17 protein-coding genes and 1 tRNA gene are annotated in these 24,011 nt (G+C 21.2%); 10 read left to right on the top strand and 8 right to left on the bottom strand.

The window, feature by feature from the left end; translation table 11 throughout:
• A complete protein-coding gene (hisG, locus tag GJT81_RS00665) occupies positions 1-900 on the bottom strand; it encodes an ATP phosphoribosyltransferase (protein ID WP_169785429.1) in 900 nt (299 codons plus the stop codon).
• A gap of 211 nt (positions 901-1,111) precedes the next feature.
• Positions 1,112-1,588: a ribonuclease HI gene (gene rnhA, locus GJT81_RS00670; RefSeq protein ID WP_169785430.1), complete on the bottom strand. Its 477-nt coding sequence runs from the start codon at positions 1,586-1,588 to the stop codon at positions 1,112-1,114.
• Between the two features lie 46 nt (positions 1,589-1,634).
• Between rnhA and dnaQ the strand changes: the two genes are divergently transcribed.
• Both dnaQ and GJT81_RS00680 read left to right on the top strand, forming a co-directional pair.
• Complete coding sequence (gene dnaQ / locus GJT81_RS00675; RefSeq protein WP_169785431.1) at positions 1,635-2,357, top strand: DNA polymerase III subunit epsilon; 723 nt, start codon at positions 1,635-1,637, stop codon at positions 2,355-2,357.
• A gap of 68 nt (positions 2,358-2,425) precedes the next feature.
• Positions 2,426-2,499: transfer RNA gene (locus GJT81_RS00680), tRNA-Asp, on the top strand.
• 34 nt (positions 2,500-2,533) lie between these two features.
• Here GJT81_RS00680 and GJT81_RS00685 read toward each other — a convergent pair.
• The 4 genes from GJT81_RS00685 to tkt all read right to left on the bottom strand — a co-directional run bounded on the left by GJT81_RS00685 (position 2,534) and on the right by tkt (position 7,786).
• Positions 2,534-3,310, bottom strand: a complete 777-nt coding sequence (locus GJT81_RS00685) for a mechanosensitive ion channel domain-containing protein (protein WP_169785432.1) — start codon at positions 3,308-3,310, stop codon at positions 2,534-2,536.
• A gap of 133 nt (positions 3,311-3,443) precedes the next feature.
• On the bottom strand, positions 3,444-4,523 hold the full coding sequence (gene fbaA / locus GJT81_RS00690) for a class II fructose-bisphosphate aldolase (RefSeq protein ID WP_169785433.1): 1,080 nt from the start codon (positions 4,521-4,523) through the stop codon (positions 3,444-3,446).
• A 50-nt stretch (positions 4,524-4,573) separates the two neighbouring features.
• The gene (locus GJT81_RS00695) at positions 4,574-5,749 is read right to left on the bottom strand and encodes a phosphoglycerate kinase (RefSeq protein WP_169785434.1); all 1,176 of its coding nucleotides are present in this window, start codon (positions 5,747-5,749) and stop codon (positions 4,574-4,576) included.
• 21 nt (positions 5,750-5,770) lie between these two features.
• Entirely contained in the window at positions 5,771-7,786 is a 2,016-nt protein-coding gene (gene tkt, locus GJT81_RS00700) for a transketolase (protein ID WP_169785435.1), read from the bottom strand.
• Positions 7,787-8,062: 276 nt separating this feature from the next.
• Between tkt and metK the strand changes: the two genes are divergently transcribed.
• On the top strand, positions 8,063-9,217 hold the full coding sequence (metK, locus tag GJT81_RS00705) for a methionine adenosyltransferase (RefSeq protein ID WP_169785436.1): 1,155 nt from the start codon (positions 8,063-8,065) through the stop codon (positions 9,215-9,217).
• 28 nt (positions 9,218-9,245) lie between these two features.
• Here the strand turns inward: metK and gyrA are convergent, their stop codons facing one another.
• Both gyrA and mutS read right to left on the bottom strand, forming a co-directional pair.
• Positions 9,246-11,777, bottom strand: a complete 2,532-nt coding sequence (gene gyrA / locus GJT81_RS00710; RefSeq protein ID WP_169785437.1) for a DNA topoisomerase (ATP-hydrolyzing) subunit A — start codon at positions 11,775-11,777, stop codon at positions 9,246-9,248.
• Positions 11,778-12,003: 226 nt separating this feature from the next.
• A complete protein-coding gene (mutS, locus tag GJT81_RS00715) occupies positions 12,004-14,415 on the bottom strand; it encodes a DNA mismatch repair protein MutS (RefSeq protein WP_169785438.1) in 2,412 nt (803 codons plus the stop codon).
• A gap of 631 nt (positions 14,416-15,046) precedes the next feature.
• On the opposite strand from mutS, the gene rsmH reads away from it, so the two are divergent.
• From rsmH to murC, 7 genes are all read left to right on the top strand, one after another.
• Positions 15,047-15,988: a 16S rRNA (cytosine(1402)-N(4))-methyltransferase RsmH gene (gene rsmH, locus GJT81_RS00720; RefSeq protein ID WP_169785439.1), complete on the top strand. Its 942-nt coding sequence runs from the start codon at positions 15,047-15,049 to the stop codon at positions 15,986-15,988.
• A gap of 81 nt (positions 15,989-16,069) precedes the next feature.
• Entirely contained in the window at positions 16,070-17,584 is a 1,515-nt protein-coding gene (murE, locus tag GJT81_RS00725; protein WP_169785440.1) for a UDP-N-acetylmuramoyl-L-alanyl-D-glutamate--2,6-diaminopimelate ligase, read from the top strand.
• Positions 17,577-18,944 (top strand): UDP-N-acetylmuramoyl-tripeptide--D-alanyl-D-alanine ligase, encoded by a 1,368-nt coding sequence (murF, locus tag GJT81_RS00730; protein ID WP_169785441.1) that lies wholly within the window; start codon positions 17,577-17,579, stop codon positions 18,942-18,944. The genes murE and murF overlap by 8 nt, the downstream gene beginning before the upstream one ends.
• Complete coding sequence (gene mraY / locus GJT81_RS00735) at positions 18,941-20,026, top strand: phospho-N-acetylmuramoyl-pentapeptide-transferase (protein WP_169785442.1); 1,086 nt, start codon at positions 18,941-18,943, stop codon at positions 20,024-20,026. The genes murF and mraY overlap by 4 nt, the downstream gene beginning before the upstream one ends.
• 5 nt (positions 20,027-20,031) lie before the next feature.
• Positions 20,032-21,333 (top strand): UDP-N-acetylmuramoyl-L-alanine--D-glutamate ligase, encoded by a 1,302-nt coding sequence (murD, locus tag GJT81_RS00740; protein ID WP_169785443.1) that lies wholly within the window; start codon positions 20,032-20,034, stop codon positions 21,331-21,333.
• Between the two features lie 111 nt (positions 21,334-21,444).
• Positions 21,445-22,503, top strand: a complete 1,059-nt coding sequence (gene murG, locus GJT81_RS00745) for an undecaprenyldiphospho-muramoylpentapeptide beta-N-acetylglucosaminyltransferase (RefSeq protein ID WP_169785444.1) — start codon at positions 21,445-21,447, stop codon at positions 22,501-22,503.
• 31 nt (positions 22,504-22,534) lie between these two features.
• Complete coding sequence (gene murC / locus GJT81_RS00750; RefSeq protein ID WP_169785445.1) at positions 22,535-23,992, top strand: UDP-N-acetylmuramate--L-alanine ligase; 1,458 nt, start codon at positions 22,535-22,537, stop codon at positions 23,990-23,992.
• Positions 23,993-24,011 lie beyond the last annotated feature (19 nt).

Raw genomic sequence — 24,011 nt, forward strand, 5'->3', positions numbered from 1 at the left:
TTACTCCATCATTTTTTCAATAGGTAAAACTAAAATTGAGCTAGCACCAAGTAATTTTAATTTTTCCATGGTTTCCCAAAATAATGTTTCACTACTTACCATATGCATAGCAACTTTATTATTTTCTCCAGCTAAAGGTAATATTGTTGGATGTTCTGCCCCTGGTAATAAAGCAATTATATCTTTTAATTTCTCATTAGGTGCATGTAACATAATATATTTTGATTCTCTAGCTTTGATTACTCCTTTAATACGAGTCAATAATTTATTTATTAATTTTTGTTTAATATTTATTATATTTCCATATCTCTGTATAAGACATGCTTTAGAAATATATATTATCTCTACTTCTTTAACACCATTTGCTTCTAATGTAGCACCAGTAGAAACTAAATCACATATGGCATCAGCTAAACCTACTCTAGGTGCTAATTCTACTGATCCATTTAACATATAAGATTTAAATTTTATTCCATAATTATCAAGATATCTTTTTAGTAAATTAGGATATGATGTAGCAATACAGGTATTTTGTAAATATTTAAGACCTGTATAGTGTTTGTCAATTGGTATTGCTATGGATAATCTACATATACCAAAATCTAATCTACGTAATGTTAAATAATGAGCATTTTCTCCTCTAGAATTACGAGTTAAAACTTCTTCTTCTAAAACATTTTCTCCTATAATTCCTAGATCTACAACTTTTTCCATTATTAATCCTGGTATATCATCATCACGTACCATTAAGATATCAATCGGCATATTTTCTGCAAAAGCTATTAACCTTTGTTGTTGTAAACTAATTTTAATACCACATTTTTTCAATAATTTACGAGAATCATCACTCAAACGCCCAGATTTTTGAATAGCTATGCGTAAACGATTGTTATCTAACATGACTTATCATCCTTTTATTTTTATTCAGAATGTTTTAAGTTTGTTTATTTTAAATATATCAGGTATTGATTATAAAAATAAAATTTAATTTCAAAAACTTTTAACGAATATTAATTCTAAAATTATAAATAATAATTTATTTAATATATTTAACTTTTAACCTAAACAACTTATGTAAAAATAACAACTATTTTTTTATTAAAATAAAAATTTATTTTTTTTTTATCATATTTATATATTCAACATCTTGGTATTGAGGATTTTTAGCAGAAAAACGAGCTAATTGATCACATCTTTCATTTTCAATATTTCCATTATGTCCTTTAATCCAATACCAATTAATATTATGATTAACTAATGCTAAATCTAATCTTTTCCATAAATCAATATTTTTAACTGGTTTTTTATTAGAACACATCCATCCATATTTTTTCCAATTATGTATCCAAATTGTAATACCTTCTTTTAAATATTTACTATCAGTAATAATATTTATATTTAAATATTCTTTTAAAGATTCTAAAGCTATAATAGAAGCCATTAATTCCATTCTATTATTTGTCGTAAAAAAAAAACCTTGGGTAAAAATTTTTTCATGTGTATAATATTTTATTATAGAAGCATATCCTCCAGGTCCTGGATTATAAATGCAAGAACCATCAGTAAAAATTTTTATATTGTTGTACATATATTAATTCTCTATATAAAATTTATAAATATGTTTTAATTAAATTATGAAGAAATTAAATTTACGTCAAATAGTTTTAGATACAGAAACAACAGGAATAAATTTTTATCCTCCATATTATAAAGGACATCGTATTATAGAAATAGGTGGAGTAGAAATAATAAATCGTCACATCACTGGAAATAATTTTCATGTATATATTAATCCTAAAAAAAACATAAGTTTAGAAGCATTAAATATTCATGGTATTACTAACAAATTTTTATATGACAAACCTACTTTTAATCAAATTATAGATAATTTTTTAGATTATATAAAAAATTCTGAATTAATTATTCATAATGCTCAATTTGATATTGACTTTTTAAATTATGAATTATCTTTATTGCAAAAAAATATACCTAATATTGAAAATATGTGTTCTATAATAGATACTTTAAAAATATCTCGTAAATTATTTCCTGGAAAACGTAATTCATTAAATTCATTATGTTCACGTTTTAATATTGATAAAAGTAATCGTAACATACATGGAGCTTTATTAGATGCTAAACTTTTAGCTAATGTTTTTTTATCAATGACTAGTATTCAAGATTCATTTATATTAGAATTTCAAAAAAAAAAAAATATAAATGAAATTAATAATATTCAAAAACATTTAGTAAAAAAAAAATTATTAATAATACATCCTACTGAAGAAGAACATAAATTGCATCAATTAAAATTAGATTATATTAAAAAAAAATGTGGTTTTCATTTATGGAATTAATTTTTAAAATATAAATAAAAGTATTGACGATACGAATATATAATTTATAATAGAATTATTTATATTATGGTGCGATAGTTCAGTTGGTTAGAATACCGGCCTGTCACGTCGGGGGTCACGGGTTCAAATCCCGTTCGCACCGTTAAAAATTAAAATAATATTAATAAAATATTATTTTAATTATTATTAATCCATAAAACACATGAATTTTTGTATAATTCTAAATTGTGTTTAATTATATTTGTTAAATCAGAACATATTTCTTTTTTATAAAGAAAATCTTTAATCCAAAAAAATACTGTAATATTAATTGAAATATTAGTTATTTCATCTATTATAATAATAATTTTAGAATTTTTAATTATTCTTTGATCTAAATAAATTGTATCTAATAATATTTTTTTTATCATATTTAAATCTTCACTTATTAATATTCTAGAAAGTCCTAAAGTAATCTTATTACGATATTCATGACATTGAGAAAGATTAGTAATATTATCTGCTAATATTTTACCATTAGGTATTGCTATGATGATACCATCAAATGTTCTTAAACGAGTAGAAAAAATTTCTACTTTAGTTACTTGACCACTAATATTACAAACATTTACATAATCACCTATTTTAAAGGTACGAAAAGTAATAATTAATAACCCTGATGCTAAATTTGATAATGCACTTTGCCAAGCTAAACCAATAACTAAACCTATTGTACCAAAAGCAGCAATAATTGATGATGTTTGTACACCCATATTACTTAATGTACTAACTATTACAAAAATAGTAATAAGATATTTCAAAATATTCGAAACAAATCCTATAGCAATAGGATCTATTTTTTTTACAATAAAAATATTATATAATATTTTTGTAAATAAACGAATTATTAATAATCCAGTTAATAAAATACAACCTGCCGTAAGCAGATGTAATGATTGATAAAAAATAAACATTTTTTTATATGTAATCCAATTTTTTTAAAAAATCCATATTATAAATTAATTTATTCATTATTAAATATCTATATATTAATAAAATAATATTTTTGTTATATATATGAAAACTTATAAAAAAAATTATATTATTTTATAATATATTAACAGCATTTAATTCTTGAAAAGTTCTTTCTAATCTTTTAATCATTGATATTTGAGATGCTCTAATCCATGATCTTGGATCATAATATTTTTTGTTTGGTTTATCTAAACCTTCTGGATTACCTAATTGTTTTTGTAAATATTGTTTATGTTTTTTATAAAACTTTAATACTCCTTGCCAACTTGCCCATTGAGTATCTGTATCAATATTCATTTTAACCACACCATAATTTATAGACTCTTTAATTTCTTTAATAGAAGATCCAGAACCTCCATGGAAAACAAAATTTATAGGATTATGAATAAGATTATGTTTTCTACTTATAAAATTTTGTGAATGTTTTAAAATTTTTGGTAATAATTGTACATTACCTGATTTATATACACCATGTACATTGCCAAATGAAGCTGCAATTATAAATTGAGAACTAATAGAATTTAATTTTTCATAAGCATAATTAACATCTTTAGGATCAGTATATAATGTTTTTTTTTCTAAATGACTATTATCTAAACCATCTTCTTCACCTCCTGTACAACCTAATTCTATTTCCAATGTTATATTCATTTTAGACATTCTTTTAAAATATTTACTACATATATTAATATTGTCTTTTATAGAATCTTTTGATAAATCAATCATATGAGAAGAAAATAAAGGTTTACCATTTAATAAATAATATTTTTCATTTTCATCTAGTAAAGCATCTATCCAAGATAAAGTTTTTCTAGCACAATGATCTGTATGAAGTATTACTGGTATTCCATAATACTGAGCAATTCTATGCACATGATATGCTCCTGATACTGCTCCTATAACAGATGCTAATTTAGAATTTTTAATTTGTAATGCTTTACCTGCAATAAAAGAAGCACCACCAAGAGAAAATTGAATAATGACTGCTGATTTTACTTTAGCTGCTGTTTCTAAAACTGTGTTTATAGAATCAGTTCCTATGCAATTTATTGCAGGTAAAGCAAATTTATTTTCTTTTGCTATTTTAAATATAGTTTGTACATCATGACTAACAACAACACCAGGTTTTACATAATTTAAAATTTTAGACATATAATTACTTTACCTTATTATTGATAAATAAATATCTAATATTCATTTTTTTATATAGTATTCATACTATAATATTTTTCTAACATAAATACTGAGGGTAGTTTTTTTCCTTCTATAAAATTTAAGAATGATCCACCTCCAGTTGAAATGTATGAAATTTTATTAAATAAATTAAATAATTCTATTGCAGCTAATGTATCTCCACCACCAGCAATAGAAAAAGAATTGCTATTAGCAATAGTATAAGCTATACTTTTTGTACCTTGATTAAAATTAGCAAATTCAAAAACTCCTAAAGGTCCATTCCACAATATTGTTTTTGCTTTATTTAAAATATCTATTATAATTTTTATAGTATTTTCACCTATATCCATTATTATTTCATTAGATAATATATTATTAATTTTTTTTGTTTTAACTAATGTATCATTTGAAAATGATGTTCCTACTTTACAATCTATAGGAATAATAAAATTATTATGTTTTTTTTGTAATTTTTTTGCTAAGTTTAAAGCATTTGGTTCGTATAAAGATTGACCAACATTATTATTTATTGCTAAAAATGTATTAGCTATACCACCACCAACAATAATTTTATTTGATAGTTTAGCTAATTTATTTAAAACATTAAATTTAGTTGAAATTTTTGATCCACCTACAATAGAAATAATAGGATGTTTAGGATTTTTAAAAATTTTATTTAAACTATTTAGTTCATTTATTAATAATAAACCAGCACAAGATTTTTTTGCATATTTTATTATTCCATAAGTAGAAGAATGTTTACGATGTGCTGTTGCAAATGCATCCATTACAAATATGTCACATAAAGTAGCATATTTTTTAGATAATGTTCTATCATTTTTTTTTTCACCTATATTGAATCGAACATTTTCTAACATAATTATTTCATTTTTTTTAAAACTTAATTTATTCAAAAAATCTTTCTGTAAATAAACTTTATAATTTAAAATATTTTCTAAATATTTACTAATATTTTTTAAAGAAAAAATACGATTATATGAACCTTCTAGAGGACGTCCTAAGTGAGAAGCTATAATAACTTTAGCTCCTTTATTAATAGCATATTTTATAGTTGGTAATGATAAACGAATTCTAATATCCGAAATTATATTTCCTTTATTATTTATAGGGACATTTAGATCAGATCTAATTAATAATATTTTATTTGTAATATTAATATCTAAAATACTTAATATAGACATATTTTAAATTCCTTTATTCAATTAATTATTTTCATTGTGTTTTAAAATTTCTTGAATTTTTAAAATAATATTTTCTACTGTAAAACCAAATTTTTTAAATAGTTTTTCAGCAGGCGCAGAATAACCAAACTTATTTATTCCTATAACAATTCCATTTAAACCTACATATTTATACCAAAAATCTGTTTGACCTGCCTCTATTGCAATTCTTAATTTAATGTTTTTAGGTAATACATAATTTTTGTACTCTTCATTTTGTTTATCAAAAACATCTGTGGAAGGCATAGAAACAACTCTAATTTTATATTTTAATTTTGATAATTGATTATATGTTTCTACTGCTAAATGAACTTCTGAACCTGTTGCTATTAAAATAACATCAGGATTTTGTTCTAAACAATCTTTTAAAATATAACCACCATATTTAATATATGTTATTTTACTTTGATTTTTAATTTGTACTGGTAAATTTTGACGTGATAATATGAGTCCAGTTGGACCATTAATATTTTCAATTGCATATTTCCACGCTATAGCTGTTTCTATTTGATCACATGGACGCCAAATATTTAAATTTGGAATTAATCTTAAACTAGATATTTGTTCTATTGGTTGATGAGTTGGTCCATCTTCTCCTACCCCTATAGAATCATGAGTATAAATCATTATATTTCTAATTTTCATTAATGAAGCCATACGAATAGCATTTCGACAATAATCTGAGAAAGTTAAAAAAGTTGCTGTATATGGAATAAATCCTTTATATAAAGAAATTCCGTTAGCTATAGCAACCATACCAAATTCTCTTACACCATAATGAATATAATTTCCACATGTAAATTTATTTATAGCTTTAGATTCTGTGCATAAAGTTAAATTACTAGAAGCTAAATCGGCTGAGCCTCCTAAAAATTCTGGTAATATTTTTGAAAAAAACTCTAAACATTCTTGAGATGCTTGACGAGTAGATATATCAATAGGATTGTTATATAATTTGCGAATAAATTTTTTTGATTTTATAATCCAATTATCAGGTAATAAACTATTTATTCTTCTTTGTAATTCTTTAGATAATTCTGGAAATATTGTAGAATAATCATTAAACTTATTTATCCATTTTAATTCTTTTAAATTTCCTATATCTTTTGCATTCCATTTATCATAAATTAATTTTGGTATAACAAAAGGTTTATGATGCCAATTTAATTTTTTTCTAGTTAAAGAAATTTCTATTTCTCCTAATGGAGATCCATGAGATATATTTTTACCAGATTTATTAGGTGATCCAAAAGCAATAGTAGTATTACATATTAATAAAAATGGTTTTTCTTCTATAGAAGATTTAGCTTGATCAATTGCTTGTTGTATATCTTTATAATTATGTCCATCTATATTAGGAATAACATTCCATCCATATGATTCAAATCTTTTTTGAGTATTATCAGTAAACCATCCATGAATATTACCATCAATAGATATACCATTATTATCATAAAAAACTATTAATTTTTTTAATTTTAATGTACCTGCTAAAGAACATACTTCATGAGATATTCCTTCCATTAAACAACCATCACCTATAAATACATAAGTATAATGATTAATTATATCATAATTTGGTCTATTAAATTGTGAAGCTAATGTTTTTTCAGCTATAGCCATACCTACAGCATTAGCTAATCCTTGACCTAATGGTCCTGTACTTGTTTCTATACTAGGTGTACATCCAAATTCAGGATGTCCAGGTGTTTTAGAATTTAATTGTCTAAAATTTTTTAATTCTGATATTGTTAAATCATAACCAGTTAAATGTAATAAACTATATATTAACATTGCACCATGACCATTAGATAAAATAAATCTATCACGATTTATCCATTTAGGATTTGCAGGGTTATGATTTAAATAATCACGCCATAATACTTCTGCTATATCAGCCATACCCATTGGTGCACCAGGATGACCAGAATTAGATTTTTGTATAGCATCTATACTTAATATACGAATAGCATTAGCAAGTTCTCTTCGAGAAGACATTAATTATGACTCCTAATAAAATTATTATTTTAAATATAAATTTTTATTTAAATATAAAATAAATATATACTTAAATAATATTAAAATCTATTTATTATAATTTTAAAAAATTGGATTAATTATATTAATTAATATATGATTAATAATTTAATTTTTAATTATTAAGTTATTTAAATAAATATTTAAATTTAATTTTAAATAAATAATAATAATTTTATAAAATTTAATATAATTAATCATTAAATTTTATTTTAATTATCATAAAAGGAAAAAATAATGAGTGAATATCTTTTTACTTCAGAATCTGTATCTGAAGGTCATCCTGATAAAATGGCAGATCAAATTTCTGATGCTATATTAGATGCTATTATTAAACAAGATATAAAAGCACGTGTTGCATGTGAAACTTATATTAAAACTGGTATTGTACTAGTTGGTGGTGAAGTGACTACTACTGCTAGCATAGATATAGAAAATATTATAAGAAAAACAATAAAAGAAATAGGATATATTGATTCTAGTATGGGATTTGATTTTAATTCTTGTGCTATATTAAATAATATAGGTAAACAATCTGAAGATATTTATAAAGGAATATTTAATAAAAATGGTTTAATAAATGGTGCAGGTGATCAAGGATTAGTTTTTGGATATGCTACTAATGAGACAGAAAATTTTATGCCTGCTCCTATAACTTATGCTCATCTTTTAGTACAGAAACAATCTGAAGTTAGAAAAAATGGAATTTTACCATGGTTAAGACCAGATGCTAAAAGTCAAATTACTTTTAAATATAAAGAAAATAAAATTTTAGGAATAGAAACAGTAGTTTTATCTACTCAATATGCAGAAAATATATCATATAAACAGCTACAAGAAGCAGTTATGGAAGAAATTATCAAACCAATATTACCTAGTGTATGGTTACATAAAAATACAAAATTTTTTATTAATCCTGCAGGTCGTTTTATAATTGGTGGACCTATGGGAGATTGTGGATTAACAGGACGTAAAATTATTGTAGATACATATGGTGGTATGGCTCGTCATGGTGGTGGATCCTTTTCAGGAAAAGATCCTACAAAAGTAGATAGATCTGGAGCATATGTAGCGAGATATATAGCAAAAAATATAGTTGCTTCTTCTTTAGCATCACGTTGTGAAATTCAAATAGCTTATGTAATTGGTATTTCTAAACCTATATCTCTAATGGTAGAAACATTTGGAACAGGTAAAATTTCTAATGAAAAACTAACTTTATTAATACAAAAACTATTTGATTTAAGACCTTCAAATATAATTAAAATGTTAAATCTTTTAAATCCAATATATAAAAAAACATCTTCTTATGGACATTTTGGAAGAAATATCTTTACATGGGAAAAAATAGATAAAATTAATGAATTACTAGAAATGTCCGGAATTCAATAATTTTATCTATTATTAATTTTAATAAATATTATTTTATAGAAATTTTTTCTAGTGCTGTTATTTTTTCATTTTTATTTATTTTCATTATAATTACTCCTTTAGTATTACGACTAACTGTACAAATTTCTGAAACATATGTACGTATTAAAGTTCCCATGTTTGTTATTATTAATATTTGATCATTAGAAGATACTTCTATAGCATTTATTACTAAACCATTTCTTTTATTAATTTTTATAGAAATTACACCTTTAGTAGATCGTGATTTAATTGGATATTCTTTATTATTTGTTCTTTTACCATATCCATTTTGAGTAATAGTTAAAATATCATTTTTACATTTGTTTTTTAAAATAATTAATGAAACAATCTTATCTTTTCGAGATGTAAGTTTCATACCTTTTACACCAATTGACATTCTTCCCATAGATCTAACTTTAATTTCGTTAAATTGTACAACTTTTCCTAAAGATGAAAATAACATTATTTTATCTTCTTTACTAGTAATAGCAACATCTATTAAAGAATCATTTTTTCTTAATTTTATTGCAATAATTCCTCCATTTCTAGGTTTATTAAATTTACTTAAACTAATTTTTTTCACTATGCCTTTTTTAGTAGCCATAAACAAATTTAAATCATTATTATAATTATTAACTATAAGTAAATTAGTAATTCTTTCATCATTTTTTAATGCTAAAATATTTATAATTGGTTTTCCTTTAGCATATCTATTAGATATTGGTAAATTATATACTTTAGTCCAATATACACGTCCTATATTAGAAAAACATAAAAGAGTATCATGTGTATTAGCTATAATTATACGATTAATAAAATCTTTTTCTTTTATTTTAGCTGCTAATTTTCCTTTACCACCTCTATGTTGAACTTCATAATCAGATAATTTTTGATATTTAATATAACCTTGATGTGATAATGTAATTATGACTTCTTCAGAATTAATTAAATCTTCCATTTTTATAAAAGATTTATTTTTGATAATTTCAGTTTTTCTTTCATCACCAAATTCTTCTTTAATAAAAATTAATTCTTTATATATAACTTTCATTAAACATTGATAATCATCAACTATTTTAATAAGTTCTGAAATTTTATATATAATATTTTGATATTCTTGAAATAATTTTGTATGTTCTAAACTAGTTAATTTATGTAATTTCAAATCTAAAATAGCTTGTACTTGTTCATGGCTAAAAGAATAATTATTATTAGATTGAATCAAATTTAAATTATTTAAATAAATATTTTCTTCTTTTTTTTCTTGAAATTTTAAAATAGATAATACATTATTAACATTCCATGATTTAGAATAAATTTTATTTTTGATAACTTCTATAATAGAAGAAGAACGAATAATTTCTATTATTGATTGTATATTGGATAATGCTACTATTAAACCTTCTAAAATATGAGCTTTATTACGAGATTTATTAATTTCATAATTAGTTCTACGTATTACTACTTCACGACGATGTGATATAAATGCTTCAATAATATTTTTTAAAGACATTATTTTAGGTTCTCCCTTATATAAGGAGACCATATTAATACTGAAAGAAATTTGTAATTGTGTTAAAGAATATAAATTATTTAAAATAAAATCTGTAGATATATCTTTTTTGATTTCTATAACAATTCTAATTCCGTCTTTATCTGATTCATCTCTTAAATTTTTAATACCATGAATTTTTTTGTCTTTAATTAATTCTACAATTTTTTCTATTAGTTTAGCTTTATTTACTTGATATGGTAATTCATATATAATAATTGATTTATAATTATTATTTACAGTAATTTTACTGCGTCCACGAATAAAAATTTTTCCTTTTCCTGTCATATAAGCTTTTTCAATACCATCATCATCATTTATAATTCCTGATGTAGGAAAATCCGGTCCTGTAATATATTTCATTAACTGATGAATTGAAATATTTTCATTTTTTATATATGCTAAACATGCATTTATAACTTCTGTAAGATTATGTGGGGGTATATTTGTAGTCATACCTACAGCTATTCCAGAAGATCCATTAATTAATAAATTAGGAATTTTTGTAGGCATTACTTCGGGTATTTTTTCTGTAAGATCGTAATTAGGTAAAAAATCTACTGTTTGTTTTTCAAGATCATTAATTATTTCTTGAGCTATTTTAGTCATTCTTATTTCAGTATAACGCATAGCTGCAGCAGAATCACCATCAATAGAACCAAAATTACCTTGACCATCTATTAATGTATATCTTAAAGAAAATGATTGTGCTAATCTGACTATAGTATCATAAACTGCAGAATCACCATGAGGATGATATTTACCTATAACATCTCCAACTATACGAGCTGATTTTTTATAAGGTTTATTCCAAGTATTTCCTAATATATACATAGCATATAACATTCTTCTATGTACAGGTTTTAATCCATCTCTTGCATCTGGTAATGCTCTACCTATTATAACAGACATAGCATAATCTAAATATGAATTTTTTAATTCTTCTTCAATATGAATTGAATTAATTTCTTTATAAAAAGAAACCATACAAATTATTATCCTTTTAACTATATATTAATATGTTAATTTTAACATAATTAACTATATTCTATTAATATTTTTAGAAAAAATCTTAATTAGATTACGACTAAAATTAGTTATTTAATTTATTAGTTAATATTTAATACAAATATTTTATTATAAATAATAATTTAAATTATATTGATTTTAAATCAATTTTTAAAATTAAAATAAAATTTATTTCATATAAACATTAATACTTATAATTTTTTTCTAATTGAATAATTTTTTTTTTAGCTAATTTAATAACTTCTGTAGGAATACCAGCTAAAGAAGCAACAAATAAACCATAATTTTTATTAATAATTCCATTTTTTAATGAATACATAAATACAATAGATTTATTAGATTCTATAGCATCAAAATAAACATTTTTTATTCCTTTATTTTTTAAACATAAATTAGTTAATTCAATATAATTTGTAGAAAATAAAGTCATTGACTTTATTTTTTTTACGATATTTTCAGCACAAGCCCAAGCAATAGATAATCCATCATATGTAGATGTTCCCCTACCAATTTCATCCATTAATACTAAACTATATTTATTAGCATTTCTTAAAATATTTGCTGTTTCCATCATTTCTATCATAAAAGTAGATAAACCGGAAGAAATATCGTCCATAGAACCAATTCTTGTAAATATACGATCTATTGGACCTATAATAGCTTTGTCTGCAGGTATATAACTACCTATGTAAGCCATTAAAATAATTAACGCAATTTGACGCATATAAGTACTTTTACCACCCATATTAGGACCAGTAATTATTAACATATGATTTTCAGGAGTTAATAATAGATTATTAGGAATAAATTGATCTTTAAGAATATTTTCTACAATAGGATGTCGAGATTTTTCTAAAAACAATCCTAACTTATTAGTAATAATAGGACATGTATAATTTAAAGTTATTGATCTTTCTGCTAAAGTACATAACACATCTAATTCAGATATTAATAAAACTATTTTTTGTAATTTTTTTAATTTAGGATTAATAAAATCAAATAATTGATTATATAAAAATTTTTCTAAAATGAATAATTTATTTTTAGATAAAAAAATCATTTCTTGATAATTTCTTAATTCAGGAATAATATATCTATTACAATGTTTTAATGTTTGAATATTTAAATATTTTTTGGGTAATTTTTTAATTTTTTGATTTTTAGTTATTTGAATGTAATATCCATATATAGTATTAAATCCTATTTTTAATTTTTCTATATTTAATAATTGACGTTCTTTTTTTTCTAAAGAAATTAAATATTCTTTAGAATTTTTAGATAATTTTCTTAATTTATCTAAATTTTTATTATATCCTGTAGCAATGACATTACCATCTTTTAATGTAGCAGACGGATTTTTTTTAATTGATTTTTCTAATAAATATTTTAATTCTTTAAATAACCCTATATTAAGAATTTTATTTTTAATATAACAATCTCCTGTAATATTTAAAATATTATGTATTTTAGGTAAAATATTAAAAGTATTTCTTAAAGAAACTAAATCTTTAGGTTTAGCCGTTCGTAACGATAATCTTGCAATAATTCTTTCAATATCGTTAATTTTAATTAATAATTTTTTAAAATCAGTAAAATATTTTTGTAATTTTGAAATACTATTTTGACGATTAATAATAATTTTGTTATTACGTATTGGAGAATGTAACCAACGTTTTAACAAACGACTACCCATAGCAGTACTAGTATAATCTAGAATACTTATTAAAGTATTATCTTTATTACCTGATATACTTTCTGTAATTTCAAGATTTTTTCTAGTATTCTCATCCATTATAATTTCACTAGAAGAATTTTTCAATTTTATATTATTTATATGAGGCAAAAAAACTCGTTGTGTATCTTTAACATATTGTATTAAACAACCTGCTGCTTTAATAGCCATAGATGCTTTTTCAATACCAAAACTTCTTAAACTTTTAGTATTAAATTGTATATTTAATTGTTGATGAGCAGTATCAAGGTCAAATTCCCATATAGGTCTTCGTCTAATACAATTTCTATTTTCTATTAATTTCATATAATGAAAATTTTCTGGATATAATAATTCACTAGGATTAGTTTTTTGTAATTCACCAGATATTATATCATAATTTTTACTTTCTATAATTTTAAAACTTCCAGAACTCATATTTAAAGTTGCATAACCAAAACCATAATTTACTTCTTGCCATATAGATGCTAATAAACTATCTTGATTATTTTTTAATAAAATATCATCACTGACAGTACCAGGAGTAACAATACGTACAATTTTACGTTCTAATATTTTATTAGGAGTTTTATTTGTATTATTAATTTGTTCACAAATTGCTACAGATTCACCTAAATTAATTAATTTGGACAAATAATTATTTAAACTATGATGTGGTATCCCTGCCATAGGTATGGGTTTATTGTTTAATAAACCTCTTTTTGTCAAAACAATATTCAATATTTTTGATGCTTTTTTAGCATCTTCAAAAAACATTTCGTAAAAATCACCCATACGATAAAATAATAAAATATTAGGATATTGATTTTTTATTTTAAAATATTGTTTCATTACAGGAGTACATTTAATATTGTTGATATTCATAATTAAGTAAAACTCTATAATATGTTATATATTGAATATATAATTTATAAATTTTCTTTAAAAAAATTATTTTTAATTATATTAATATAAATATTAATAAAAAAATAAAATAACAAATTTTATATTTTGTTTAAAATACAAAAATAATATTTTTCTAATTTTTTTATATTAAGAATATACTTTATAAAAAATATTTTGATTATTTTTTGTTAATATATTACATTAAAAAATTTAAAATTAAATATCTTATGTTTAAAAGATTTAAATTTAATAATATTAATAATTTCAATATCAGCATAATACAAAATATACAAATTAAAAAAATAAATATTTTATAAACTATAATGGTTATTATACAAAAATATTAGATATATAAAATAATTATTAATAATTGATGTTATTATTTAATAAATTTATAAAAAATTTAATATAACTAATATATAATAACTAAAACTACATATAAAATATGTAAAACTTTTAAATAAATTTTATAGTTATTAAAATAAAATTTATTTAAAAATAACTTTCCAATATAAATTTTTAATAATATAGTATGAGTATTATTCTTTTGAAGAAAAAATAATAATTTATTAATAATAATTATTCTATAATTAGATAATAAGTATAAATTATGATAAAACATCTACCAGTTATGTTACAAGAATCTATTAATAGTTTGAATATAAAAAAAAATGGAATTTATATAGATGCTACATATGGATGTGGAGGTCATACAAAATTAATTTTATCTAAATTAGGGAGTAAAGGTCGTATATATGCAGTAGATTGTGATATAAAAACAATATTAATTAATAAAATTATTGATAAACGTATCATATATATAAATGAAAAATTTTCTAATTTAATAAATATTTTAGATACTAAAGTATTAGGTACAATAGATGGAATCTTGTTTGATTTGGGTTTATCATCTTTTCAATTAAATGATCCTAAAAGAGGTTTTTCTTTTATAGAAGATGGACCTTTAGATATGCGTTTTAATCAAAAAAATGGAATAACTGCTGCTAAATGGATTCAAAGAGTTAGTGAAGATAAATTATCTTATGTATTAAAAAATTATGGTGAAGAAAAATTTGCTAAAAAAATAGCATATAATATTAAACAATATATTATAAAAAATAAATTAAACAGTACTGATGATTTAAGTAAATTAATATGTTCTATCATATATAAATTTAAAAAAAATAAAAAAAGATTTAAACATCCAGCAACAAGATCATTTCAAGCAATAAGAATTTTTATTAATAAGGAATTAGAAGAACTTAAAAAGGCTTTATATAATTCGTTAATAATATTAAGAAAAGGAGGTATAATATCTGTAATTAGTTTTCATTCATTAGAAGACCGTATTATAAAAAAATTTATGAAAATTCATAGTATAAATAATAATAAATATCACTTTGGTGTTCCTTTGACTGAAAAAGAAATAAATAATTTATCTAAAAATAATTATAAATTAAAAATAATTAATAGAATATTTCCTAACTCTAAAGAAATCTACGATAATCCTAGATCAAGAAGTGCAATACTACGTGTAGGCCAAAAAATATAAAATTTATTATATTATTTTTAATTCTTTATATATTTTTAATAAAATTTAAAGATAATAATATATATTCTATAAGGTATATAATTGAATAATTATGGATTAAATTTATTAGAATTATTAAATAATTGTATAAATGATTATACATTATCTAATATTTATATAAAAAAAATAGTATTAGATAGTAGGCAAATTAAAGGTAAACATTGTTTATTTTTAGCTATTAAAGGTTATAAATTAGACGGTAAAATTTTTATAAATGATGCCATTAAAAATGGAGCTGTTGCTGTCATCACTTATAGTGATAATAAAATACAACCTTATAATATAATTTTTAAAAATAATATTCCTATAATTTTTATACCAAATTTAAAAGAAAAAATTTCTTTTTTTGCAGGAAAATTATATAATAATCCTAGTTATAAAATACCTGTTATTGGAGTTACAGGTACTAATGGAAAAACAAGTGTTACTAATTTTTTAATGCAATGGATTAATTTATTAGGAAAAAAAGCAGCAGTATGTAGTACATTAGGAAATGGTTTTTATAATAATTTATTATCCACTAATAATACTACAGATTCTGCTATTGAAATTCAATATCAATTAAAAAATTTTATAGAACAAAAAGCAGATATAGCTATTATAGAAGTTTCTTCTCATGGATTAAAACAATTTAGAATTTCTAATTTAAAATTTGAAATAGGAATTTTTACAAATCTAAGTAGAGATCATTTAGATTATCATTTAAATATGGAAGATTATGAATTAACTAAATGGAAATTTTTTTCTGAACATAAAATTAACAAAAATATTATAAATATTGATGATATCATAGGATTTAATTGGTTAAAAAAACTATCTTATAAAAAGACTATTGCTGTTACTACTAAAAAAAATATTTATTTAAAAAATAATTTATATTTTAAAGTAACTAAAATAAATTTTTTTAAAAAAAATACTATTATTAAATTTAATTCAAGTTGGGGTAAAGGAACTATTAAAATATTTTTAATTGGATATTTTAATGTAATTAATATTATTTTAAGTATGACTGCATTATTAACTTTAAATTTTAACTTAAAAGATATTATAAATACTTCCACTAAACTACATTCTGTTCATGGTAGAATGGAAGCATTTCCTTTATATAAAAATTATCCAACAATTATAATTGATTATGCACATACTCCTAATGCATTAAAAAATATACTTTTAACCATTAAATTATATTGTAAAAATAAAATATGGTGTATATTTGGATGTGGAGGGGAAAGAGATGTTGGTAAACGTTCAATTATGGGTATTATTGCTAAAAATTTTTCAGATATAGTAATTATTACTACTGATAATCCTAGATCAGAAAATATAATAGATATTGTTAATGACATTATAAAAGAATATAAAAATAAAAATAATTTACATATAATTTTAAATAGATTAGAAGCAATACATTACGCAATCAGTCATGCAGATAAAAATGATACTATACTAATAGCTGGTAAAGGTCATGAACAATATCAGATTATTGGAAATAAAATTTTTAATTATTCTGATTATAATGTTGTTAATAATTTTTTTAAAAAAATATTTCATGAATAAAATAATTAATTTAAAAAAATTAACGAAAATTGTTGATGGTAAGTTAATTGGTAAAAATATTGATATATTAAATTTTTCAATAAATAGTAAAAATATTTATTTTAAATGTTTATTTATTGCTATTCGTGGAAAAAAATTTGATGGACATAATTTTGTTCAAGATGCCATAAATAATGGAGCATTAGCTATTATTGTTGATAAATATTTAGAAGTATCTATCCCTCAAATAATTGTATTAAATACAATTATTAGTTTAGGTAAAATAAGTTTATGGAAAAGATTACAATCAAAATCTCATTTTATAGGCATAACAGGTTCTTCTGGTAAAACATCTGTTAAAGAAATGACTGCATCAATATTAAAAAATGTTGGAAAAGTATTATTTACTAAAGATAATATGAATAATATTATTGGAGTATCTTTAACATTATTAAATTTAAATAATCAATATAAATATGTAATAATTGAACTAGGAGCTAATAATTTAAGTGATATTAAGTATTCAGCTAATTTAGTTAGACCTAATACTGCTTTAGTGAATAATATTTCAATATCTCACTTAGAGGGTTTCAAATCTTTCAAAAATATTTTTAGGTGTAAAAATCATATATTTAAATATTTATTAAATAATGATAGAGCTATTATTAATTTGGATGATATAAATCATAAAAAAATTTTACATAAATTAATAAATAAAAAAATATGGTCATTTTCTATAAAAAATCATAATGCTGATTTTTTTACTACTAACCTAAAAATATTACAAAATAAGATTTGTTTCAATTTACATACTCCAATAGGAGTAATATTTATTAGTTTATTTATTATAGGTGGATTTCATAATGTAAGTAATGCGTTAGCTGCGTCAGCATTATCATTATCTGCAGGTGCATCTTTAATTGATATATCTAAAGGTTTAGCTAGTTTTAAATCAATATCTGGTAGACTTTTTCCTATAAGATTAGGACATAATAAATTAATTTTAAATGATACATATAATGCTAATCCTCAGTCTGTTATTGCTGCTATTAATGTTCTTAAAAGAATGAATGGTAAAAAAATTTTGGTTATTGGAGATATGATGGAATTAGGTCTATACTCATTTTTTTATCATAATAAAATTAAAAATTTTATTATAAAATCAAATTTAGACTTTATTTTAAGCATTGGTATTTATAGTAAATATATTACAAAATATCATAATAACTCTGAACATTTTTTAAATAAAAAAAAATTAATAATAAAATTAATTAAAATATTAACTAATTTAAATAATTTTACTATATTGTTTAAAGGATCAAGAAAAGCTCAAATAGAAGTTTTAATAAATATGTTGTTAGAACAGGAACAATTTAAATGATTATAATATTAATTAAATATTTAAAATATTATTTTCAAACATCTAATTTTTTTATTAATTTCACTTTTCGTGCTATTATTAGTCTTCTAACATCTTTTATTATTTCATTATATATTACTCCATATTTTATTATATTTTTTCAAAAAAAAAAATATTCTCAAGTAATTCGTTTAGATGGTCCAAAATCTCATTTTAAAAAAAATAATATTCCTACTATGGGAGGTATAATAATATTAATATCATTTATTACTTCAGTAATATTTTGGTCAGATTTATATAATCCATATTTATGGTATGTATTAATTACAGTATTATTTTATGCATTAGTTGGTTTTATTGATGATTATTATAAAATTATATTAGATAATTCTATTGGTTTAGTAATTTATGAAAAAATTTTTTTACAAACAATTATAACAATAACAATTATTACATTATTTTATATAAATAATACAGAAAAATCTTCATTACAATTTATAATTCCATTCTTTAAAAATATAAAAATTTATTTAAATTTTATTACATACTTAATAATTTCTTATCTAATTATATTATGGATTAGTAATTCTGTAAATTTAACAGATGGTTTAGATGGTATGGCTATTATTTCAGTAATATTAGTGGTTTTTGGTTTAGCATTTTTATCATATATTACAGGAGATATACAATATTCAAAATATTTTCATTTACCATATTTAAAATATACGAAAGAATTAGTAATTATATGTACTACTATTATTGGTTCAGGATTAGGTTTTTTATGGTTTAATACATATCCAGCAACTATATTTATGGGAGATATAGGATCATTATCTTTAGGAAGTGCTATAGGAATTATTACTGTTTTAATAAGACAAGAAATATTATTACTAATAATGGGAGGAATATTTTTGTTTGAATCACTATCGGTTATAATACAAGTTTTTTTTTATAAATATAAAAAATATCGTGTATTTCTTATGGCACCTATACATCATCATTTTGAATTAAAAGGGCACTTAGAACCTCATATTGTTATTAGATTTGGAATTATATCGTTAATATTATTGTTAATTACTTTATCAATTTTAAAGGTAAGTTAATAAATATGACTAAAAAAATATTAATTATAGGTTTAGGTATTACTGGTATTTCATGTATTAAATTTTTTATTAAAAAGGGTATTATACCATATGTTATGGATAGTAGGATTAATCCTCCTTATATAGAAGAAATACCATCTTCTGTTAAATACTGTATTGGATCTTTTAATAAAGATTGGATTTTAAATGCTAATTTAATTGTTATTAGTCCAGGTATTTCTTTATTTCATCCATTATTAATTGATGCTGCAAAAAAAGGAATTAAAATAATAGGAGATATTGAATTATTTTATAATTCAACAAAAACTCCTATAATTGCTATTACTGGTACTAATGGTAAAAGTACAGTTACTAATATGATTGGTAAAATTATAAATAATTATTATAGTGCAGGAATAGGAGGAAATATTGGATATCCTGCACTAGATTTATTATCTAGTTTTCAAAATTTTTATGTAATAGAAATATCTAGTTTTCAATTAGAAACTATAAAAAAATTTAAACCATTTATCTCTGTCATACTCAATATCTCATCAGATCATATAGATCGTTATCCTCTAGGAATTAAACAATATCAAAAAACAAAATTAAAAATTTATAAAAATTCTTCTATATGCATATATAATGCTAATGATGTTTTAACATATCCTAACAATTTACAAACAAATCAACAATATATTAGTTTCGGTATAAAAAAAGGAAAATATCAATTATATAAGAATCATAATAATAATTATTTAAAAATAAATAATAATATAATTTTAAATTTTAATAATACTAAATTAATAGGAACACATAATTATGTTAATGCTTTAGCTGTATTAGCTATAGCAGATGCATTAAATATACCAAGAACAATATCTTTAAAATATATTTGTAATTATCAATTAAATAATCATACATTACAAATTATATATAAAAAAAATGGAGTAACTTGGATTAATGATTCTAAATCTACTAATGTAGATAGTACAAAAGCAGCTTTAAATTTTTTAGGTAAAAATAAAAGAATATGGTTATTATTAGGAGGATATGATAAAAATTGTGAATTTCATTTATTAAAAAAATATTTAATGAATAATAAAATTAATATTTATTGTTTTGGATTAGCTAGTAAAAAAATAATGTCTTTATATCCTAAAGCAATACCAGTAAAAACTATGGCTGATGCTATAAAAAAAATTTCAAAATTATTAAAACGTGACGATATAGTTTTATTATCTCCAGCATGTTCTAGTGTTGATCAATTTATAGATTTTAAAGATAGAGGTACAAAATTTATTGAATTAGTTAAACAAAATAATTAAAATATTTTTTTATATTAATAATATTTAAATGTTTTAATTTAATTTAATTAATTAAAATTATGTTAATATTAGATTATTATTTAATTTATTAAAAATTATATAAATAATAAAATGTCTAAAAGAATTATTATAGTATCTGGTGGAACAGGCGGACATATTTATCCTGGTCTTAATATTGCATATAAATTAATAGAAAAAGGATGGGATGTTCGTTGGATAGGATCAATTGATAGAATGGAAGCAGATATTATTCCTACAAAAGGAATTAAAATTTATTTAATTAAATTTTTAAAATTTGAAAAAAAAAGTATTTGGTCAAAAATAATTACTTTATTTAAATTAATTAAACCTATGTATAAATCTATTTTAATTTATAAATCTTATAAACCTAACATAGTTTTAACTATGGGTAGTTATATATCAGGACCTAGTGGAATAGCAGCATGGCTATGTGGTATTCCATTAATGATTCATGAACAAAATAGTGTTCCAGGTTTTACTAATAATTTTTTATCCAAAATATCTAAAAAAAATATGCAAGCTTATCCTAATACATTTAAAAATGGCATATTAGTCGGTAATCCTTTAAGTAAAGAGATAATTAAATTATCTTTATGTAAAAAAAAATTTTTAAAATATAATAATCCATTACACTTATTAATTATTGGAGGAAGTCAAGGATCTAATATAATAAATATTATAGCTATAAAGTTAGCAAAAATTTTAAAAGATAAAGTAATGATATTACATCAAATAGGTAAGGGTAATTTAAAAAATATTTCTTTATCTTTTTTAAAGAAATATGAAAAAAAATTTTATTTTATTACAGAATATATTTATAAAATGCATTATGCATATGAGTGGGCAGATATTATTATTAGCAGATCCGGTGCTATGACTGTAAGTGAAATTTCTGCTATAGGATTACCAGCTATTTTTATACCTTTTAAACATAAAGATAATCAACAATATTTTAATGCATTAAGATTAAAAAAAATTGGTGCAGCAAAAATTTTTGATCAAAATAATTTAAATATTAATGATATTATAAATACTTTATTATCTTGGAATAAACAAATATTAATACAAATTTCAAAGAAATCTCGTAGTATTTCTTTAATTAATTCTACAGAATTAATTTATAAAGAAATAAAAGAATATTTTAATTAATTGTAATTATCTATAATATAAAATTAAATATATGATAAAAAATAAACTTTTAAAAAAAACAGATTATAGAATACCTAAAATGGATAATATCCATAATATTCATTTTATTGGTATTGGTGGTTTTGGTATGGGTGGTATAGCTTATATTTTAGTTAAAAAAGGATATAAAATAAGTGGATCAGATATTGTTTCTAATGAAATTACAAATAACTTAATTTCATTAGGAGTAAAAATATATTTTCAACATAATGCTAAAAATATTGATAATGTAAATGTTGTTGTAGTTTCTTCGGCAATAAAAGATAATAATCCAGAAATAATTGCAGCTAAAAAAAAAAATATTATTATAGTCAGTAGAGCTAAAATGTTATCTGAAATAATGAGATTTTATTATAGTATAACAATTACTGGTAGTCATGGTAAAACTACTACCACTGCAATGATATATTATATATATTCATTATTGGGATTTGATCCAACATTTATTAATGGAGGAATTTTAAAAAAATCATCATTATATGCTTATTTAGGAAAAAGTAAATATTTTATAGCAGAAGCAGATGAAAGTAATGCTTCTTTTTTAAATTTAAGACCTATCATTAATATAATTACTAATATTGAAGATGAACATTTAGAATATTATCAATATAATATTGAAGTATTAAAACAAAATTTTTTAAATTATTTAAAAAATATACCTTTTTATGGTTGTATAATTGTTTGTATTGACAATTACTCCATTAGAGATTTATTAAAAAATAATTTCATACATAATAATATTATAACTTATGGTTTTAGTAAAGATGCTGATATAAGAATATATAATTATAAACAATGTAATTTAACAACTACATTTAATTTGTTTAAAGTAAAAGAAAATATATCTTTAGAAGTAATTTTAAATTTACCGGGGAAACATAATGTTTTAAATGCTACTGCAGCTTTTGCTGTATCTTCCTATACAGGAATGAAACATAAAGATATATTAAAAGCATTAGAAAATTTTTCTGGTATAAAAAGAAGATTTGATATTTTAGGTATTTTAAAATATAAAAAAAATAATTTAATAAAAAATATTACACTTATTGAAGATTATGGACATCATCCAACAGAAATAAATGTAACTATTAATACAATACGTACAATTTGGCCACAAAAAAAAATTATAATGATATTTCAACCACATCGATATTCTAGAACTATAAATTTATTTGATAAATTTATTAAAATATTATCTACTGTTGATATATTATTTATATTAAATGTATATTCTGCTGGAGAAGATTATATTTCAGGTGGAGATAGTATTTCTTTATGTAAAGGTATTAAAAATTATGGAAAAATTAATCCTATTTTTAGTACATGGAAAAATTATCAAGAAATGATTATAAATTTATATTCAAAATTTACTGGAAATGATATATTATTAATTCAAGGAGCTGGAGATGTTAACAAAATATCATCATTATTAATGAAAAAGAAATTTTAATTTTAATTTATATTATACT

Origin of the sequence: Enterobacteriaceae endosymbiont of Plateumaris consimilis (genome assembly GCF_012563145.1) — a bacterium.
In the GTDB taxonomy this organism is placed as follows: domain Bacteria; phylum Pseudomonadota; class Gammaproteobacteria; order Enterobacterales; family Enterobacteriaceae.

Bases quoted from the DNA above. Each gene is read 5' to 3' on its own strand.
- hisG (WP_169785429.1), bottom strand. From the start codon at position 900: ATGTTAGATAACAATCGTTTACGCATAGCTATTCAAAAATCTGGGCGT.
- GJT81_RS00695 (WP_169785434.1), bottom strand. From the start codon at position 5,749: ATGTCTATATTAAGTATTTTAGATATTAATATTACAAATAAAATATTA.
- murF (WP_169785441.1), top strand. From the start codon at position 17,577: ATGAATAAAATAATTAATTTAAAAAAATTAACGAAAATTGTTGATGGT.
- mutS (WP_169785438.1), bottom strand. From the start codon at position 14,415: ATGAATATCAACAATATTAAATGTACTCCTGTAATGAAACAATATTTT.
- gyrA (WP_169785437.1), bottom strand. From the start codon at position 11,777: ATGGTTTCTTTTTATAAAGAAATTAATTCAATTCATATTGAAGAAGAA.
- rnhA (WP_169785430.1), bottom strand. From the start codon at position 1,588: ATGTACAACAATATAAAAATTTTTACTGATGGTTCTTGCATTTATAAT.
- mraY (WP_169785442.1), top strand. From the start codon at position 18,941: ATGATTATAATATTAATTAAATATTTAAAATATTATTTTCAAACATCT.
- fbaA (WP_169785433.1), bottom strand. From the start codon at position 4,523: ATGTCTAAAATTTTAAATTATGTAAAACCTGGTGTTGTTGTTAGTCAT.
- dnaQ (WP_169785431.1), top strand. From the start codon at position 1,635: ATGAAGAAATTAAATTTACGTCAAATAGTTTTAGATACAGAAACAACA.
- metK (WP_169785436.1), top strand. From the start codon at position 8,063: ATGAGTGAATATCTTTTTACTTCAGAATCTGTATCTGAAGGTCATCCT.
- rsmH (WP_169785439.1), top strand. From the start codon at position 15,047: ATGATAAAACATCTACCAGTTATGTTACAAGAATCTATTAATAGTTTG.
- murG (WP_169785444.1), top strand. From the start codon at position 21,445: ATGTCTAAAAGAATTATTATAGTATCTGGTGGAACAGGCGGACATATT.
- murC (WP_169785445.1), top strand. From the start codon at position 22,535: ATGATAAAAAATAAACTTTTAAAAAAAACAGATTATAGAATACCTAAA.
- murD (WP_169785443.1), top strand. From the start codon at position 20,032: ATGACTAAAAAAATATTAATTATAGGTTTAGGTATTACTGGTATTTCA.
- tkt (WP_169785435.1), bottom strand. From the start codon at position 7,786: ATGTCTTCTCGAAGAGAACTTGCTAATGCTATTCGTATATTAAGTATA.
- GJT81_RS00685 (WP_169785432.1), bottom strand. From the start codon at position 3,310: ATGTTTATTTTTTATCAATCATTACATCTGCTTACGGCAGGTTGTATT.